Origin of the sequence: Paenibacillus sp. Root52, assembly GCF_001426865.1 — a bacterium.
Lineage (GTDB): Bacteria > Bacillota > Bacilli > Paenibacillales > Paenibacillaceae > Paenibacillus.
In genome coordinates this window covers 601,421-618,789 of record NZ_LMFO01000012.1, presented here as the reverse complement: position 1 = coordinate 618,789, position 17,369 = coordinate 601,421, and the positions used below count along the sequence as shown (strand labels likewise).

Below are 17,369 nucleotides of genomic sequence, written 5' to 3'. Positions count from 1 at the left end.
TATAAACCACAAATCATTTTTAAAGAATCTACAAAAAGGTATACTAAGATGGGAATGATTGCTGTAAGTGCGTGTTCAAAAAGGAAAGCTGACTTTTTGAACAATCTCTTTAACATTCTAAATTTACATACGGTGAGGGATCTTATGAGTACAGTTAAATCGTTGGTGCAATTCAAATTAATTCTGCCTATTTTGCTCGGTACAGCCTTGTACGCATTCGGACTGCTCTATTTCATCATCCCTAACCAGTTGATGGAAGGCGGAGTCACCGGAGTCACCGTGTTGGTTAACTATGCATTTGGCATCTCTCCTTCACTCACAACCTTAATTCTGAACGTGCCACTTTTCCTGATTGGACTCAAAATTTTGGGTGGCAAACAGATGATCTATACCGGCGTGGGGATCGGCGCGCTCACTATTTTCCTATGGTTGTTTGAAAAAATGATTCATTTGGGGTGGATTGAACCCCTCCATACGGAAAATGACCTCTTGCTTGCTGCGCTATATGCTGGTGTTACACTTGGCGCAGGCCTCGGGATCGTCTTTCGCTGGGGCGGAACGACAGGTGGTTCTGATATTATCGCTCGCATTCTGAATCGAAAATATGGCTGGAGTATGGGACGTATACTGCTGGGGATTGATTTTATCATTATCGGGATCTCTCTGATTTACATCCCAAAAGAAAAAATTCTGTATACGCTTGTGGCTGTGTTTATCGCTTCAAAAGTCATTGATTTTATTCAGGAAGGGGCTTACTCTGCTCGTGCGTTTATGATTATCAGTGACCATGCTCCCGAAATTGCTGATCTGATTACCCGGGAAATGGATCGCGGAGTAACACTCATTCCCGCTATTGGAGCCTACTCGAAACAAGCTAAGCACGTGGCATACTGCGTTATTTCTCGTCAAGAATTTAGACGTTTGCAAACGATCGTGCGTTCTGTTGATCCACGTGCATTTGTCATTATCAGTGACGTACATGACGTGCACGGTGAGGGTTTCAAGGAAAACTAAACTACTCATAATGAAAAGACCTCTAACCCAAGAAATCAGCCGTACGACGGCCTTCCTTGTGGACAGAGGTCTCTTCATATCTTAGATGTATTCTTGCTTATCTCCGAAAAGGAAATATTCCTTGTTGTTGAGCCCGATATTTCCGAAATCCTGCGTAACTTAGAGCCGCAACAATCACTGACGTAATTAACATCCCTGCTGCTCTCCGATCCGGCCCTTGTACAAATGGAACGAAGGCACTTTCGTCTTTTTCACGTCCGAACAACTGATTCACCAACTCTTCACCATGTATCATCATAGCCTGTAGTTGTGAGAGATCAGGTTGTTTTCCCATCGTTAGCCCTTTTGTATGGGACAGCCAGGCGTCCAGTTGCGCAATCTCGTAGGGTTCACGCCGAATCAGTGCTGCTGGACGAACGGTCTCATAATGCTCTTCCAGCGCAGCATACCGACTTAACAATGTCGCAGCATTTTGTCGCTGGTTCGCCGCTAAAGACAAAGCCTGAAGATCGTCTTTTATAATTTTATAGTACTGAAGCCATAATGGTTTTGCAGGATTAGCCAGGCTATCGGCAGCCAGTCTTAATTTAGCTGAAGCTTGCTGTAGAGCTGTAGTATCACTTTTAATTCGTACAGCAGCCTCTTTTACTTCAACCACCGTCTCAGATAAGGCATGAATGCCCTCCACCGTCGTTTGACCTTCGAACGATATATGTTCCAGTCCATTACTGATCCTAAGAATACTGCCTCTGACCTTCTCCACATCCTGCTCCAGTGCGTAACGGTATAATAGAGCTGCTTCTTCATTCATCTGCTGAATCGAAAGATTGGCTGAAATAGATTCTTCGACTTGACCATTCTCACCATTACTTTGCGCAGAACCACTATATGACAAGTTCGCCCAGAACAGTAGAGCCATGAACGATATTATCCATAACCTTAATGTACTCTTGAACTTTCTCTTCATGGACATCCCCCCCACCATCAATCTATGGCAGGTTTTCCTTCCTTAGAACAGGCTCGTACGTGAAATTAACTCCGTTTGGCTTGCCTCAATGCAAGCCATGACACCAGAATACTTAGTAGCGTTAAGACCACTGTAAAATTGCGCACCAGATCTACATGATCCCAGAGTGTGTAAGGTAGCCATGGGTAGATATCATACGTGTAATCCATCGCATCATTAAGTAAGGTCCACAACGCCGCAATTAGAAGTGCCACCCAGCGGAAACCGAAAAATCGAACATACAACAAAGCTTCAATGGCCATAGCACCATGTGATGCAATCAACATCCAATCCTGCCAAGCTGCCGCATTTCCCTGCGACCATCCAGCGAAAATGATAGAGATCGCCCACACACCATACTTAACTGAGGTCACTACCGCTAACGCTTGTATCACATGTCCAATACGATTAACCCATTGCGATTTCGGTTTATACAAAATCCATAATAAGGACAGCGTAAAGAATAAGCTTGCCGTTGGGCTGTCAGGCACAAATACAATTTGCCAAAGCGGCTGCTTCTCTAGCGTGTCTACCAACTGATTACCATACCATATGTATCCATATACTGTTCCTAATGCATTACACCAAAATAGAAGCCACAGGAAATAACGGTTAGTCAGAAATTCCCTACTCCAAAAAAACGATAAAGACACGTTCGCTTCCCCTTCCTACATCCTTGTTTTCAAGTATAGCTAAAGTCTCCAAAAAACCTGACCGTATAAACGATCAGGTTTCATTGGTTAATTCGATTTTACTGTTCTGCCTTCTGTTTCGCAAGCCATTCTGTCAGATGGGTAATCTCCTCATCTGTAACGCCTTGAGCAATAGCTTGGTCATACATCTTAGGCATCGTATTATATCCTTCTTTGATAATCGTCAGAATCTCTTCCTGACTATGTTTGTCACCTACACCTCGGAGAGATGGGCCTGCTGCTCCACCCTTCATATCAGCTGCATGACATCCAATACAGCCCGCCTTCTTGAACGTTTCCATCGCTGGATCATCCTTTTCGACGATAGCAACTTCCTGTTGCTGTCCTGGTGCATTCGAAGTAGGGAGTCCCTGTTCAGCCCTCTCGTGCGCTTCTTCTTCCCGTTGAATGTGCTCAGGCTTCTGACCTGACGCCTCAAGCTCATGCTTGTAGTGCGTCCAAGCAACATTCGTGAGATAGAATACAGAAAGGACAGACAGAATCATCAGCGATGAAGCAATCGGGCGCTTATAGAAGCGACGCTCCTTACCAGTGTCCAGAAACGGCGCCAGCAACAACGCACCAAAAGCAACTCCACTTACCCCCAGTACGCCGAGCAACACATAGTCACCAGAGGCATACGGATATTTCAAGTACTGATACAGAAATAGGAAGTACCAGTCAGGCATCGGAATAACCGATGCGCTAGGATTGGCCGGATAACCTAAAGGTGCAGGTTCGGATATGGTTAGTACGAGAATACCGACCAATACCACGACACCAACCATCCATTCCTTCAGCAAAAAGTTAGGGATGAACGCCTCAGACTTGCCCGGATAAGCCGTGTAATCTGGTGGCGTGATGAAACCCGCACCCTTGCGGACACGTGAATCACCAACATAGATAATCTTTTCCTCATCCTCTGACTTCGGTCCGTGAGCCATTACGATTCCTCCCTTCTCAAATTATAGTGGTCCTGAAATACCCTGTCTGCGGATCATAATAAAGTGTCCGACCAGTAGCACTAGAAGCACTGCGGGGAGGAAGAAAACGTGTAGGGCGAAGAAACGTGTTAACGTTTGTGCACCTACAATGGTACCGCCTTGTAAAAATTCTTTAATAATCGGGCCGAGCCACGGAACTGTGTTGGCGATTTCCAAAGTAACTTTGGTAGCAAAGTACGCTTTGTTATCCCATGGCAGTAAGTATCCTGTCAAACCAAGACCTAGCATGACGAAAAAGATTAACATTCCTACTACCCAGTTCATTTCACGCGGTGCCTTGTAAGAGCCTGTAAAGAACACACGCATCGTATGTAAGAACATCATTACGATGACAAGACTCGCTCCCCAGTGGTGCATTCCGCGTACAATTTGACCGAAGGCTACTTTGGTTTGCAAATACTCGACACTCGCATAAGCATTAATAATGTCAGGCACGTAGTACATCGTCAGAAACATTCCTGACAAAATTTGAATTACAGTGATAAAGAACGTCAACCCACCAAAACAGTACACGAATGCGGAAAAATGATGTGCCGGGTTCACGTGCTCTGGAACCTCATGATCCGCAACGTCCCTCCAGATGGGCGTGATATCGAGACGTTCGTCAATCCAGTCATAGATATTTTTAAACATCTGCGTCCACGCCTCCTAATTCACTCTGGTGTTCGGAACGATCTCGCCGAGGTATACCCAGCCTTGTTCCTCTTTGACCACGTACTCATCCAGCGGTTTCGGGGCCACGGCAAGATTTTTCCCTTCCTTGTCATAATGCGCACCATGACAAGGGCAATGATACTCATCAGGATAATTTTTGTCGCTGTTCCAACCTACGGTACAACCTAGATGTTTGCAAATAGGCGAAAGCGCATAAATCTTACCCTGCTCGTCTTTGCGAATCCAAGCCACCAACGAAGCATTGCTAAGATACCAACCGTCCTGTTGTTGTAGTTCAAATGTAAATTCTTGAGGTTCAGTTGTAATTTTGCTGATTTCTGCTACTTTGACAGAGGTACCTTCTCCCTTATGCTGCAAAATCGGATCCACCGCAAAACGGATCATGGGCAGAACTGCACCGGCGGCCATGTAGGCTGTAGCTCCACCAAGCGTGTACGTCAAAAACTGCCTGCGTGACATTTCCATCCTGCTTGGCGGTCTCTTTGAGTCTTCGTGCTGGTCATGCTCACTGCTCATACTGTCTCCAACCCCCTTTTTCAGCCAACTCTCTCAACCGTTTTCATTATCAGAAATTCCACGTCTTACTAGAACATACATAATCATATAGTAGCCCTAGAACACCGTCAAGAATTTGTCACACTTTTTTAAGGTTCAATTGTAAGCGTTATTACAAAAGTGTCGATTTTTTGTCACATTTACCAATTAGAATTCATCTTTTCCATAACTCACGGATTTTCTCCCCGATATACCGAGGGATTTCGTTTTTTTCCACGTTCTGAACGATATCTGAGCGAAGTAAAATCAAATCAGCATCAGGCATTTGTTCTTTATCCAATCGTCCATCTGATGACATTATAACCACATATTTGAAACCAGACACTTTAAGCTGTTTACACACTGTGTTTAATGCCATTGACATTTCCGGAATTTCAAAATGGAACGCCGGATAGGTCATAATTCGCCCTTTGAATGGGATTTCTACCAAGTCTAGAAAATCTCGAAGCCGCTCCAACGCTTCGGTAGCATCAACTGGCGATTGATTTCCTCTGAGTGCTGTATAAGGAATTAGACAGGTGTCCAGATAGAGTTGCAGCTCAGCCCAACTGTCTTGAGTCATCTCACTGAATTTCACTTCCCTATTTCCCCTCTCCATCCATTTTATTCCCATATTATATATGAGCATTTCACATAAATCTATTGATTTAAATTTGACCTTTCTTATTAACACCGCATAATTCGTACCAAACAGGGTTACCGATCTCAAAAAAATTCAATAAAAAAACAAGGAATGCGATATACACACTCCTTGTTGGTTCCATTCTATATGAATGTTTATTTAAACATTAAATATCAGCTTATGGCCTTCAGTTCATCCGTTAGACTCCGGAAAGCTACTTCGTCTCCAGTAGCCAGCGCTTTGTCGATTTCCATATACAGCTTTTCGCTACGCTGTTTACGAAGCGCCTCGTCCCACACCATCTCAGCAGCCAGCCCCAACATGACTTCATACGTAACTTTCATTTTATCCAATAGGATGCACCTCCAAAACGGATTTAAGAGCTCCTATATTCCTTTCCTTTGGCAACATAACCTAGTGAAGTTCTGGACATCCGCTCAAGATCAGCATCCGTCAATTCACGTATCACTTTGGCTGGTGTTCCCAAAGCAAGAGTATAGGGCGGAATTTTCGTATTCTCAGTAACTACTGAACCGGCGCCGATTAAGGAGTGTTCCCCTATTTCGGCTCCATTAAGAAGTATGGCTCCCATACCAATCAGTGAGCCAGTTCCAATCTGACAGCCATGAATAATAGCAGAATGTCCGACTGAAACATCATCTCCCAGAATCAAGGGCTGTTCTGTATTCACGTGACCAACCGTATTATCTTGTATATTACAACGCTGTCCAATGATGATCGGCGCTAAATCTGCCCTTAGCACAGCGTTAAACCAAACGGTAGACTCCTCGCCCATTCTCAAATCGCCAATAAGTTTCGCACCTTCAGCTACGTATACTGAAGGATGAAGCTGCGGCAGTATGCCTTGATATGGAATTATCATTCGTATCACTCCTTAATTTGGGAGTGATTTTAGCAACTTGTCCTTCATTTGTCAAACAAAACGGGTGAGATGTCTCCAGAAAGCGAACGACAGGATGCAGCAAGACGCGAACCCCATGCCGTCATTTGTACAGTTCGTCCATTCGCAACTTCCCCCATCCGAAGCATCCCGAGATGCAGCATCATTTTGATGATCCGGTTGTCGTAGATTGTCTCGGGCGTATCGTAGTAGAAGGGCTGAATGAACGTGCCTATTTGGCGAAACAGCGACTCTGTACTAGACCATTCATCGGCACATTCCCCTGTCCAATATACAATGGAGGATAGGTTTGGAATAGCACCTTTATACAGTCTTAACCAAAATCGAAATAGCTGTATCATTTCCGAAGTTTTCTCTGTTGAATTCTCAGCAGCTCGTTTTTCCTCGCCAGCGGACGTCAGTTGCAGTATTCCTTGTTCCTCACGGATGAGCCGATAGTGAAATGCATAGTCATACATGAAGGCGAATCGATCTGGATAATCCTTGAAGGAGCGACCATAGCCAAATCTCCAGCCTGCTTTGCCAACTAGCTCTTCGCTAACATGTAGATGCTCCATCACCTGCTGCTGTGAACGACGATACATCATGCCTTCAGCATTAAGTGCAATCTCATGTTGCTGCACATATTGCAGAAACAACCGAAGATCATCGACAAGCAAGTGATATTCGTCCCTATACATTGTCGGTTCGCTTGTGTTCGCAATGCCGGCTCTCAGATGGTTCGATAACACATCTCGGAATCTTAATTTCAGATCAAGAGGGACTTGGTACAAATATTTTGTATGCTGCGTCGTTCCATTGAACAACCAACCACTCTTATGGAAACGAGTGATCAGATCACGTGGACTAGCACCTGTCTCGTTTTCCTTTTTATCCATAGATTGACGTGCTATAGCAACCAGTTCCTCAATACCGAGATATTGGCGGGAATCGAATAACAGATTGTTCAAAAAACGTAATTGAACGGGATTCAGTTCATGAACCTGTTGTTCAAAAAAAGATCTGCTTCCCAGTGTGGTGAGAATACTCTGGATGAGTTCATGTTTGGAATTGGGCTTACACTCACACTGGTAATAATCTGCTATTCGATTCAGTTGGCCAATATCTGCAAAAGTAAGCATATCCGCTAGATTCATGGGTCATCGCCTCGCCAGCTAACTACTTATGACTATTTATTCAGAGCCTAGAGTAGTTTGGTTTTGTAAACATCGTTGACGGAATTCCCATGATCTAAACCTCTTTTTCAAATCTTTTATTAAATCTTTTATCTGTTAGTAACCATCCTATGCCTAGATGTGACTGATCAGAAGAAAAACAAGAGACAAGTATTCCTATTAGTCCTACTTAAACAATTCGCAGAAGACAAAAAAAAAACAACCCGAGTTCATTACTCAGATTGTTTGGCTGAATTCATTATAAGATGTTCTGTACAGTTGTATAAGAGAGGACTCCAGTCACACTGGGTTTTCTCCAGAATCGTAAGTGAGAGATTACCTATACGCTCTGTATACCGGTCTTTAAATATAGCGGATAACAGATTTGCCAGAAATGCTCCATGGGATACAATCAGGACATTCTTGTCCGGATATGCCGACCATAGATCCTCCAGAAACGCCAATGCACGCGCTTGGATATCCAAGATATGCTCCTGTCCTAGATCCAGTGACTCCCAGGTTGCACCCCAGCGAGCGATTCGTTCTTCTGAGGTTAAACCTTCGATCTGGCCGAACGCTCGCTCCTTAAGCCTTACATCCGGTTCTAGCATGGGTACATTCAGCAGCTTGGAAATAATCTCACCCGTCTCCTGAGCACGAGATAAACCACTAGTAATGATATAATCCCATTGATACTTCTCAGTGAGAAGACGTCTACCCAAACGCTCTGCTTGTTCACGACCTTCTGCATTCAAAGGGATATCTGTCTGCCCTTGAATACGTCCTGCAGCATTCCAATCTGTTAAACCATGACGTATAAGCCCGATCCGCATCTTATCCCTCATTTCTCAATACACGGTAATGATCATTGAAACTAAGCACGTGCACCCTGCTTACGCTTACTCGTTGTACGATGCATACGTCCAAGCGAGAATAACGCCATGCCAATGGCCAGTAAGGATAGAGCCATCCAGTATCCTGGATAGGTAGGACCCATACTCACGACAAACGGTTCAATGATGCTACCCCGATCCGCCCCTGGCATATTATACTGATACATCCCAGATGAAGATGGTTCGCTGCCAGCAACGGCTGTCTCCAAAATACCTGTGGAGATGACGCGTGGTTGCTCTGCTTCCGATACAGCCGGCTTAAACATCGCCATGTACAGGAAACTGCACAAAAAAATAGCCAGAAACGCAGCAATCCACAAAGACATATGCTTGCGCACTGCAGCAGAGAATCGATTTACTTTTGCCTCTTCAGGCAAGAGCCATGGTGACTCCGCATAAATGCGATCCATTACATTTCGATTTACTCGCTCTGCTTGTTGCTCTGTTACGGGTGTCGGTATGCTATGCAGCAGAAGTTGAGCTTCATGCCAAACTTCAAACTGCTGTGAGCACTCCTCACAACCAGCGAGATGAGCATGAAATGCAATCTGCTGAGGATGAGTTGCCGGCAAGTCCCAAACCATTGCAAACAGTTCCTGGGCTTCATTGCAATTCATCGGTTCTTCATCCCTTCATATGGCTCGTACACCGGTTCGAAGAAATAAGGCTCCAATTGAGTTTTTACGCTTGATCTTGCTCTGAACAATAACGATTTTACAGAACTTACGCTCTGCCCAAGAATATTAGCAATCTCTTGGTAGTCTAACTGATCATACTCACGGAGTATAATGGCAGAACGCTGCTTCTCCGGCAAATTGTTAATGGCATCCCTAACCAGCATCACCCGCTCACTGCGCAATACAGCATGCTCTGGAGCATTCTCCAAAGGAGCAATTGGCACAACGCCACTCTCTTCGAGTGGAACATTACCACTGCGCTGTTTGCGAAGCTCACTCAATACCGTATTTCTCGCAATGGTGTACAACCACGTAGAGAAAGAGGCATCCACCTCACGAAATGAGTGTAAACTGCGGAACGCCTTATAGAAAGTCTCAGAACAGAGATCTTCCGCAAGCAGCTCCATATTGGAACTTTTCAACATATGATATACGAAAGCCAGTATTTTACGCTGATAACGACGCATCAGCTCGGAATATAACTCCAGGTTACCTTCCTTGATCTCTCGAATCAACTGGGAATCCGTCATTTGAGTGCGACCCCTCCTCGCCCATCCATGTGCTTCTCCCCGTTCGACTCTATCCATGTATTACCGAACAGGCACAAAAAAGTTGCGGTTCTCACCGCATATAAACAGCGTTCAGCGCCAAATCAGGCCTTCCCGCCAAATTCCCCTATGTAATGGCAATTTCCCCAACGTTTCTACATTAACAATATTTATTGTACAACGGTCAGCCGTTGCTGGCAAATCTATTCCGTTCAACAGGAACCCGACCAGACATTCATATGCTTTCTTTTTCTCGTCTATGACCCCGTTGACTCAAAATAATCCTCCAATACCAATGAACCACCATTACAGAACTCTAACAGGAAACGAACCCCTATTTCACTCAGGCTTGTTTCGTCTCGTAATACCTTCTATATCTTCAAACGTAATAAGAATGAAAATGGTTGCGTTTATACAAACTTTTTCCTGAATTGACGGAAGCTATGATTATTTAAAATAATTACGCTTTATCTGTTGACAAAATGAAAACGTATACATATAATAAAGGTACAGTATGGTTTCTCTCCACTCCTATCCAATAACTGTATTGCTCCACGTGAGCAATGGCCGCTTATGTAAGCGGTCTTTTTTTTGTGTTCTTTTCTCAAATTTCAAGTAACAACTTAAGAACAAGCGAATTTTGCACGCAAATAAAGAGGGCTGTCGCCCTCTTCTTCACTTTCCTCTATGCATGTTTAGACCCAAACTTGATATCCAAGGGAAGCAAGTAATGTTCTCGCTCGCTCCATATCCTCTTCTTGTCGGAAGGATAGCCGCATGATGCCAGGGACGTCCACACGATTCTCGATAATTTCCAAGTTACTCAAGTTAATGTCATTTGCCCCAAGTTCGGTAGCAATCTTACCAATCATACCTGGCGCATCCTGAACATCCGTGTACAGATCATATAAAGACGAGATCATACCTTTCCGGCGCTCAGGAAGCACACTTCTGAACTCCCTGGCTTGACGAAAAGCCTCTTCAATCCCTTCCCCGTCCTGCTGTTCCAACATATCGGTGAACGCAGACATCTGGCTGTTCCAATCCTTCATTAAGCCTAGAAGTACCTCTCGGTTGCTAAGCAAAATGTCTCTCCATACAATTGCATCGCTTGATGCGATCCGGGTAATATCCCGGAAACCACCTGCTGCCAGCATTTTATAGAGTGGATTAGATTCGTTGTACTCCCGCACCTGATTGACAAGTGCTACTGCGATAACATGTGGCAAATGACTGATTGCTCCCACAATATCATCATGTAACAGGGGTTCGACTCGAACAATCTGTGCTCTAGTATATGTTAGGAGGTCAGACAATCGACTATAAGCTTCCTCGGGTACATGCACAGAAGGAGTCAATACATAATAAGCATTCTCAAACAATACAGCAGAAGCTGCGTCAACGCCTGCACGCTCTGATCCAGCCATCGGATGTCCTCCAATGAAATAGGCATCGGTCATTCGGACATGCTCAGCACACGCAGCAATTGAAGCCTTGGTGCTGCCAACATCCGTAATGATGCATCCTTTCTTCAAGGGAAGCTTCGCTAATTGTTGAAAATATGATTCCAATAAACCTACAGGTACACACAAAAAAATGAAGTCGGCATCCTGCACCGCTTCCTCCAGTGATAGCGTAGCATCATCTACTACACCACTTGCTATGTACTTGTCCTTAAGTTCAGGCAGATGGGCGTAGCCCATCACCGATACACCTGGCTTGCCTTTGAAGCAAAGCGCCAGGGAACCACCGATGAGCCCTACACCAATCATTGCAATTTTTAGTTTCATGTAGTCCTCACTCTTTCATCGCTAGAATTAAGGGCGTGCTACCGCCTTCTCTGCCAGCGTGTTCTCCAGTGCCGCAATAAATGCACGGTTCTGTTCTGTTGTTCCAACGGACACACGAATGTAAGTTGGATACACTTTGAAACCTGGACGCACGATAATACCTTGCTTAAGCAAAGATTGAAATGCTGTCGCTGATGGCATATCCAGATCAACCATAATGAAGTTACCTTGCGATGGGAAGTATGGCAAGCCAAGACGTGAGAACTCATTTTGCAGGAATTCACGTTCCTCCGTATTGCGCTGAGCACACTCTTTCACAAAAGCCTGATCCCTGATCGCTGCTGTCGCTGCCACCTGACCGAAACGTGAGGTGTTAAATGGCTCACGCACACGATTAATTAAGTCGATGATCTGCGGGCTCGCAATACCATATCCGATCCGCAAGGAAGCCAGACCATAGATTTTGGAGAATGTCCGCAAAATAACCAAGTTAGGATAGCGATCTAACATAGAAATACTTTGAGGATAAGCCTGATCCGTTACGAATTCATAATAGGCTTCATCCAGCACTACCATGACATGGGAAGGCACCCGATCCATAAACGCAGTCAATTCCTGTTCGGAAATGATTGTGCCTGTAGGATTATTAGGATTACATACCCATACCGCTTTTGTTTTATCATTGATCTGTGCCAGCATAGATGCCAAATCATGTGTCCCATCCTTCAATGGAACCTCAATGCTAACCGCACCCTCAATATCGGCGTTGCTTTTATACACCGAAAACGTCTGATCTGCCATGATTGTCTCGTCTCCCGGAAGGAAGAACGCCCGCGTAATCAGAGCAATGATCTCATCTGATCCGCAGCCAAAAATCAGATTATTACGATTCACACCAAGGTGCTCAGCAAGAACCTCTGTAAGCTCGGCAGAGCTGCCGTCCGGATATATGCTAACATTCACAACTTCCCTAGTTATAGCTTCCACTGCAGCAGGAGAGCTACCGTATGGATTCTCGTTGGAAGCCAGCTTGATGACTTGCTCAAGCCCCAGTTCACGTTTCACTTCTTCAATCGGTTTGCCTGGTTGGTACACCGGCAAATTAACAATCTGGGATTTAGGTTTCAATCCGACCACCGCCTGTTCATCAAATAAGGATCATGATGCCATTACATAACGAGGGAAAACTAAAGTAAAGTCCCTATCCTTTTAATTGTGCCACAAAGTTGCGAATTTGCAACAGCCCTGCCTGATGAGTCTCTGGATTCTCCAGGAGCGGGATGGCTTCCTCCACCTGACGAACAATGGCACTACCCACAACAACCCCATCACAAATACGGGAGAAATGCGCTACCTGTTCACGGCTAGAGATACCGAAACCAACAGCTACCGGAATGTCAGTTAAGCTTTTTACTGTTTCAATAAACTGCTCGACTCCTTCAAAGAAGGATGCTCTTTCTCCGGTTACACCCAGGGAAGATACGCAATAGATGAAGCCGCGTGCACCTGAGACGATACGCTCAATTCTCGCATTGGACGTAGGAGCAACCAGCGGTACCAAATGCACCCCAGCTGCTTCGGCACGGCGACGCATCTCTTCAGCTTCTTCAATCGGAAGATCCGGGATAATCATGCCACTGATGTCATGCTTGAGCAATTCATCAAAAAATACATCAAGCCCAGTCTGCAATACAGGATTATAATACGTAAACAAGACAAAAGGCATTTTCACTCCAGCCTCGCGCGCCTTAGCTGCCGTCTCCATACAAGTACGAATGGTAATTTGGCTTTTCAGTGCCCGCTCGGAAGCACGCTGAATGACAGGGCCGTCGGCAAGAGGATCTGAGTAAGGTACACCTAGCTCTAGAATATCTGCGCCTGCTTGTTCAAGCTCCTTAATAATCTCTACCGTTGTATCCACATTGGGATCTCCAACGGTTAGAAAAGGAATAAGTGCTGTCCGATTCTGCTCTTTCAATTGTTGGAAGGTTTGATCCATTAAATTCATGCGAATTGCCCTCCCGTATACTTCATGATGGATTCAACGTCCTTATCTCCACGACCTGATAGACAAATCACAACAATATCATCAGACGTGAGTTCAGGAGCAAGCTTAACTACCTGTGCAACGGCATGAGCAGACTCTAGAGCAGGTATAATTCCTTCGGTTCTTGAGAGCAATTGCAGCGCATCCAATGCTTCCTGATCTGTGATCGGAACATATTTCGCACGTTCGATATCTTTAAGATAGGAATGCTCTGGTCCAACACCCGGATAATCTAATCCAGCAGAGATGGAATGAGCCGGCTGAACCTGTCCATATTCATCCTGCAGCAAATAGCTCATAGAGCCTTGGAATACACCATGTGTTCCTTTGCTCATCGTTGCCGCATGAAATTCAGTATCCACACCTTTGCCTGCTGCTTCGACACCCACAAGCTTCACATCTGCATCACCAATAAATGGATAGAACATACCGATGGCATTACTTCCTCCACCTACTGCTGCAACAATAACATCAGGCAGACGACCTTCAAGCTCTTGAATCTGACGACGAGTCTCATCTCCAATCACCCGTTGGAAGTTACGCACCATCATTGGATATGGGTGTGGCCCTACAACTGAACCCAAGACATAGAATGTATCTTCTACGTTGCTAACCCAATAGCGCAGAGCTTCATTCCCTGCATCCTTCAATGTCCTCGTTCCTGACGTTACTGGTATTACTTCTGCACCGAGCAACTTCATCCGGAATACATTCAATTGTTGACGTTCTGTATCTTCTTCACCCATGAATACCTTACACTCTAAACCAAGCAAAGCAGCAACCGTTGCTGTAGCTACACCATGTTGACCTGCTCCTGTTTCAGCAATAACTTTCTTTTTGCCCATCCGTTTAGCAAGCAAGCCTTGCCCGATGGCATTATTGATTTTATGTGCACCCGTATGGTTCAGATCCTCGCGCTTCAGGTACACCTTAGGGCCACCCAAACGACGAGAGAGCTGTTCTGCATAATACAGTGGTGTCTCGCGACCAGAATACTCACTAAGCAGATAGTTTAATTCTTTATTGAATTCCTCATCTTCTGAAAAGCGGCTGTATGCTTCCTCTAGTTCAATTAATGCGTTCATTAGTGTCTCTGGAACAAAGCGGCCTCCGAAGGAGCCGAAACGCCCATGTTGATCCGGCAATTGATGTGTCATGCCTGCTTCACCCTCTCTACAAATGCTGTAATTTTTGCGATATCTTTTATTCCGTCCGTCTCTACTCCACTTGAGACATCAACACCATTCGGTGCATATGTCTGAATTAATTGTTGAATATTATCAGGCTGCAAACCTCCAGCCACAAACAAGACAATGCCGTGATTTCTCGCCCACTTCGCATAGGTTGGAATCCGCTCCCAAGCAAAGGTATGACCAGAACCACCCACATATTGAGGATCATACGTATCGAGTAATATAGCATCTATTGTGTGCACGTAACTATCAAGTATCTTTAACGTGGTATCATCCGCTTCGGTGCCCGACTCACTTTTCGGGAAAGAAAAAGCTTTGAACACTTCAGTCTGCCAACGTTGTTTCACCTGCTCACAGAACGCCGGCGTTTCCTGTCCATGTAGCTGTATCACGTCTAATTGTACCGCGTCCATGACGTGTTCAAGCTCTTCTAATGTAGGATTAACAAATACCCCGGTTAACTTCGGTCGATCCAATGTCGTCCACGCAAGCAATACTTCTTTTAATTCAGCAGCCCGCTTGGGTTCAATGCGGCGACGGGATTTAGCAAAAACAACACCAATATAATCAACAGGCAAGTTTACCATCGATTTTAGCACTTCAACGTCCTGAAGTCCACAAATTTTTACGGCCGCAGCCGGTTGCTTGTGCAGATTCATGTCTCTGCTCCCCGTACCGTCGTTTGTATATTCATTCATCATCTAGAACCCATTAATTCGTTCACAGCCGCTTCAACATCATCCTTACGCATCAGATGCTCCCCAACGAGGATTCCGTGAACGCCCGCTTTAATTAGTTCCTCCAACCGTTCAGCACCATCAATACCACTTTCGCTGATGAGTGTCACCCCTGATGGGATCAACTTCATGAGATCCAGCGTTGTATTCAGACTGGTCTCGAACGTTTTTAGGTTTCGATTGTTAATCCCGATTAGCGTTGCCTGCGGTATCTCCAATACTTGCTCTAGTTCAGCTTGATCATGCACTTCAATTAAAGCATCCAGACCTATACTTTTGGCAAAATCCAAGTAACGTCGAATCTGATCTTGTGTCAATATACTTGCAATCAGCAGAATTGCATCTGCTCCTAGCAGTCTTGCCTCGGCAATCTGACGCTCATCTATAATAAAATCTTTACGAAGCAATGGAATATTCACAGCTTGGTGGATCTCCTTCAAATACGCTGCACTTCCTTGAAAATAAGAAACATCTGTGAGTACAGAGATACAATCTGCTCCAGCTCGTTCATAAGCTAATGCAATGTTCACCGGATGAAAGTCCGGTCGAATTAATCCTTTGGACGGGGAAGCCTTCTTCACTTCGGCAATAAGCCCCAGTTTCCGGTTACGCCGCTCTGCTAACGCCCGTTCAAACCCACGTGTTACTGGCAACTGCTCAATCTCTTTAAGCGCCTCATCCATGTTAAACGTTTGTGAGAGCACTTCGACTTCCTGCTGTTTGGTTGCAACGATTCGATCAAGATACATGACTGTACGCCTCCGTTGTGTATATTAACTGCTCCAGTTTCCCAGCAGCTTTCCCTGTATCTACAGCCTCAGCAGCCATAGTCACACCTTCCGCAATGCTATCCGCAAGACCAGACACATAGATACATGCCCCAGCATTAAGCAAAACAACATCACGATACGCGCTCCGCTCTCCCTGGAAGATCCGTTTAATAATTTCGGCATTTTGGGCTGCATCTCCTCCCAATACCGCTTCAAGTGGATGCAAGTTTAATCCCATACTGCGTGGATCAATGTCATACGTATGAACTTCTCCATTTCTCAATTCCGATACTTGCGTAGGCGCAGAAATACTGATTTCATCCAATCCATCATGACTAGCAACTACCAATGCTCTCTTTAAGCCCAGACGATTCAAAACTTCAGCAATCATCGGTGTGCGGCTGCGGTCATACAAACCAAGCAGTTGGCGGTCTGCGCCCGCAGGGTTAGTTAATGGTCCGAGCATATTAAAGATTGTACGCACACCCAGCTCTTTGCGCGGTGCAGCTGCATGCTTCATTGATGGATGATACACTTGAGCAAAACAGAAACAAATTCCAATCTCTTCAAGACATTGTCTCGCTTGCTCTCCATTCAGATGTATATTAACCCCCAACGCCTCAAGCACATCCGCGCTGCCTGCTTTACCTGATGCAGAACGATTGCCATGTTTGGCAACCCGAACAGAAACTGCTGATGCTATAATTGCCGAAGCTGTGGAGATATTGAATTTGTGAATTCCCGAGCCTCCTGTACCACAAGTATCTAACAGCCCATTACCATCGGTAAGAATTCTGCCACTTTGACCGCGCATTGCTTCGGCAAAACCAGTAATTTCATCCACGGTTTCACCTTTCATCCGCAGCGCCATCAACAAACCTCCGATTTGAGCCGGAGTAGCTTCACCTTTCATAATGGAGTACATCAGGTCACGTGCTTCAGCTTGCTGAAGATCATGTCCCTCCAAAATTTTAGCTAAACCTTGTTTCATCCCCTCTTCCGATTGAGGCTTTGAAGTCAATTGCTGCATGTTATCATTCATTACAGGATTCATGTTCATATCCGGTCTC

Annotated in this window: 20 protein-coding genes; 1 reads left to right on the top strand and 19 read right to left on the bottom strand. The window is 45.1% G+C overall.

Annotated features, from left to right (window positions below):
* Window positions 1-144 precede the first annotated feature (144 nt).
* A complete protein-coding gene (locus tag ASD24_RS14370; protein WP_056696767.1) occupies window positions 145-1,014 on the top strand; it encodes a YitT family protein in 870 nt (289 codons plus the stop codon).
* Between the two features lie 97 nt (window positions 1,015-1,111).
* On the opposite strand, the gene ASD24_RS14365 is transcribed toward ASD24_RS14370, so the two are convergent.
* The 19 genes from ASD24_RS14365 to trpD all read right to left on the bottom strand — a co-directional run bounded on the left by ASD24_RS14365 (window position 1,112) and on the right by trpD (window position 17,329).
* A complete protein-coding gene (locus ASD24_RS14365; RefSeq protein ID WP_056696765.1) occupies window positions 1,112-1,981 on the bottom strand; it encodes a sporulation protein YpjB in 870 nt (289 codons plus the stop codon).
* A gap of 65 nt (window positions 1,982-2,046) precedes the next feature.
* Complete coding sequence (locus ASD24_RS14360) at window positions 2,047-2,673, bottom strand: DUF1405 domain-containing protein (protein WP_056696763.1); 627 nt, start codon at window positions 2,671-2,673, stop codon at window positions 2,047-2,049.
* A 98-nt stretch (window positions 2,674-2,771) separates the two neighbouring features.
* Window positions 2,772-3,656: a menaquinol-cytochrome c reductase cytochrome b/c subunit gene (locus ASD24_RS14355; RefSeq protein ID WP_056696762.1), complete on the bottom strand. Its 885-nt coding sequence runs from the start codon at window positions 3,654-3,656 to the stop codon at window positions 2,772-2,774.
* Window positions 3,657-3,677: 21 nt separating this feature from the next.
* Entirely contained in the window at window positions 3,678-4,349 is a 672-nt protein-coding gene (gene qcrB / locus ASD24_RS14350) for a menaquinol-cytochrome c reductase cytochrome b subunit (protein WP_056696759.1), read from the bottom strand.
* A 15-nt stretch (window positions 4,350-4,364) separates the two neighbouring features.
* Window positions 4,365-4,907, bottom strand: coding sequence for a ubiquinol-cytochrome c reductase iron-sulfur subunit (locus tag ASD24_RS14345; RefSeq protein ID WP_056696757.1), 543 nt, complete (start codon window positions 4,905-4,907; stop codon window positions 4,365-4,367).
* A 193-nt stretch (window positions 4,908-5,100) separates the two neighbouring features.
* Entirely contained in the window at window positions 5,101-5,523 is a 423-nt protein-coding gene (locus ASD24_RS14340; RefSeq protein WP_056696756.1) for a DUF2487 family protein, read from the bottom strand.
* A gap of 218 nt (window positions 5,524-5,741) precedes the next feature.
* Window positions 5,742-5,921, bottom strand: a complete 180-nt coding sequence (locus ASD24_RS14335) for an IDEAL domain-containing protein (RefSeq protein ID WP_056696754.1) — start codon at window positions 5,919-5,921, stop codon at window positions 5,742-5,744.
* A 23-nt stretch (window positions 5,922-5,944) separates the two neighbouring features.
* Window positions 5,945-6,451 (bottom strand): gamma carbonic anhydrase family protein, encoded by a 507-nt coding sequence (locus ASD24_RS14330; RefSeq protein ID WP_056696753.1) that lies wholly within the window; start codon window positions 6,449-6,451, stop codon window positions 5,945-5,947.
* Between the two features lie 44 nt (window positions 6,452-6,495).
* Window positions 6,496-7,626 carry a hypothetical protein gene (locus tag ASD24_RS14325; RefSeq protein WP_056696751.1) on the bottom strand — a complete coding sequence of 377 codons (1,131 nt, stop codon included), beginning with the start codon at window positions 7,624-7,626 and terminating at the stop codon, window positions 6,496-6,498.
* A 251-nt stretch (window positions 7,627-7,877) separates the two neighbouring features.
* Window positions 7,878-8,477, bottom strand: a complete 600-nt coding sequence (locus ASD24_RS14320; RefSeq protein WP_056696748.1) for a histidine phosphatase family protein — start codon at window positions 8,475-8,477, stop codon at window positions 7,878-7,880.
* A gap of 41 nt (window positions 8,478-8,518) precedes the next feature.
* Window positions 8,519-9,154 carry a hypothetical protein gene (locus ASD24_RS14315; protein ID WP_056696746.1) on the bottom strand — a complete coding sequence of 212 codons (636 nt, stop codon included), beginning with the start codon at window positions 9,152-9,154 and terminating at the stop codon, window positions 8,519-8,521.
* Window positions 9,151-9,744: an RNA polymerase sigma factor gene (locus tag ASD24_RS14310; RefSeq protein ID WP_056696744.1), complete on the bottom strand. Its 594-nt coding sequence runs from the start codon at window positions 9,742-9,744 to the stop codon at window positions 9,151-9,153. Before ASD24_RS14310 ends, ASD24_RS14315 begins: the two co-directional genes overlap by 4 nt.
* Window positions 9,745-10,457: 713 nt before the next feature.
* Window positions 10,458-11,552 carry a prephenate dehydrogenase gene (locus ASD24_RS14305; protein WP_056696743.1) on the bottom strand — a complete coding sequence of 365 codons (1,095 nt, stop codon included), beginning with the start codon at window positions 11,550-11,552 and terminating at the stop codon, window positions 10,458-10,460.
* Window positions 11,553-11,579: 27 nt separating this feature from the next.
* Window positions 11,580-12,680: a histidinol-phosphate transaminase gene (gene hisC, locus ASD24_RS14300; protein WP_056696741.1), complete on the bottom strand. Its 1,101-nt coding sequence runs from the start codon at window positions 12,678-12,680 to the stop codon at window positions 11,580-11,582.
* 73 nt (window positions 12,681-12,753) lie between these two features.
* Window positions 12,754-13,560 (bottom strand): tryptophan synthase subunit alpha, encoded by an 807-nt coding sequence (gene trpA / locus ASD24_RS14295; protein ID WP_056696739.1) that lies wholly within the window; start codon window positions 13,558-13,560, stop codon window positions 12,754-12,756.
* Complete coding sequence (gene trpB / locus ASD24_RS14290; RefSeq protein WP_056696737.1) at window positions 13,557-14,756, bottom strand: tryptophan synthase subunit beta; 1,200 nt, start codon at window positions 14,754-14,756, stop codon at window positions 13,557-13,559. The genes trpA and trpB overlap by 4 nt, the downstream gene beginning before the upstream one ends.
* Window positions 14,753-15,451, bottom strand: a complete 699-nt coding sequence (locus ASD24_RS14285) for a phosphoribosylanthranilate isomerase (RefSeq protein WP_056696976.1) — start codon at window positions 15,449-15,451, stop codon at window positions 14,753-14,755. The genes trpB and ASD24_RS14285 overlap by 4 nt, the downstream gene beginning before the upstream one ends.
* A gap of 38 nt (window positions 15,452-15,489) precedes the next feature.
* A complete protein-coding gene (gene trpC, locus ASD24_RS14280; RefSeq protein WP_056696735.1) occupies window positions 15,490-16,278 on the bottom strand; it encodes an indole-3-glycerol phosphate synthase TrpC in 789 nt (262 codons plus the stop codon).
* The gene (gene trpD, locus ASD24_RS14275; RefSeq protein ID WP_056696974.1) at window positions 16,268-17,329 is read right to left on the bottom strand and encodes an anthranilate phosphoribosyltransferase; all 1,062 of its coding nucleotides are present in this window, start codon (window positions 17,327-17,329) and stop codon (window positions 16,268-16,270) included. The genes trpC and trpD overlap by 11 nt, the downstream gene beginning before the upstream one ends.
* Between the last annotated feature and the right edge of the window lie 40 nt (window positions 17,330-17,369).

Excerpts from the sequence above, each read along its gene's own strand:
- ASD24_RS14370 (WP_056696767.1), top strand. The coding sequence starts at position 145 with ATGAGTACAGTTAAATCGTTGGTGCAATTCAAATTAATTCTGCCTATT.
- ASD24_RS14365 (WP_056696765.1), bottom strand. The coding sequence starts at position 1,981 with ATGAAGAGAAAGTTCAAGAGTACATTAAGGTTATGGATAATATCGTTC.
- ASD24_RS14355 (WP_056696762.1), bottom strand. The coding sequence starts at position 3,656 with ATGGCTCACGGACCGAAGTCAGAGGATGAGGAAAAGATTATCTATGTT.
- qcrB (WP_056696759.1), bottom strand. The coding sequence starts at position 4,349 with ATGTTTAAAAATATCTATGACTGGATTGACGAACGTCTCGATATCACG.
- ASD24_RS14345 (WP_056696757.1), bottom strand. The coding sequence starts at position 4,907 with ATGAGCAGTGAGCATGACCAGCACGAAGACTCAAAGAGACCGCCAAGC.
- ASD24_RS14330 (WP_056696753.1), bottom strand. The coding sequence starts at position 6,451 with ATGATAATTCCATATCAAGGCATACTGCCGCAGCTTCATCCTTCAGTA.
- ASD24_RS14325 (WP_056696751.1), bottom strand. The coding sequence starts at position 7,626 with ATGAATCTAGCGGATATGCTTACTTTTGCAGATATTGGCCAACTGAAT.
- ASD24_RS14320 (WP_056696748.1), bottom strand. The coding sequence starts at position 8,477 with ATGCGGATCGGGCTTATACGTCATGGTTTAACAGATTGGAATGCTGCA.
- ASD24_RS14315 (WP_056696746.1), bottom strand. The coding sequence starts at position 9,154 with ATGAATTGCAATGAAGCCCAGGAACTGTTTGCAATGGTTTGGGACTTG.
- ASD24_RS14310 (WP_056696744.1), bottom strand. The coding sequence starts at position 9,744 with ATGACGGATTCCCAGTTGATTCGAGAGATCAAGGAAGGTAACCTGGAG.
- ASD24_RS14305 (WP_056696743.1), bottom strand. The coding sequence starts at position 11,552 with ATGAAACTAAAAATTGCAATGATTGGTGTAGGGCTCATCGGTGGTTCC.
- trpA (WP_056696739.1), bottom strand. The coding sequence starts at position 13,560 with ATGAATTTAATGGATCAAACCTTCCAACAATTGAAAGAGCAGAATCGG.
- trpB (WP_056696737.1), bottom strand. The coding sequence starts at position 14,756 with ATGACACATCAATTGCCGGATCAACATGGGCGTTTCGGCTCCTTCGGA.
- ASD24_RS14285 (WP_056696976.1), bottom strand. The coding sequence starts at position 15,451 with ATGAATCTGCACAAGCAACCGGCTGCGGCCGTAAAAATTTGTGGACTT.
- trpC (WP_056696735.1), bottom strand. The coding sequence starts at position 16,278 with ATGTATCTTGATCGAATCGTTGCAACCAAACAGCAGGAAGTCGAAGTG.
- trpD (WP_056696974.1), bottom strand. The coding sequence starts at position 17,329 with ATGCAGCAATTGACTTCAAAGCCTCAATCGGAAGAGGGGATGAAACAA.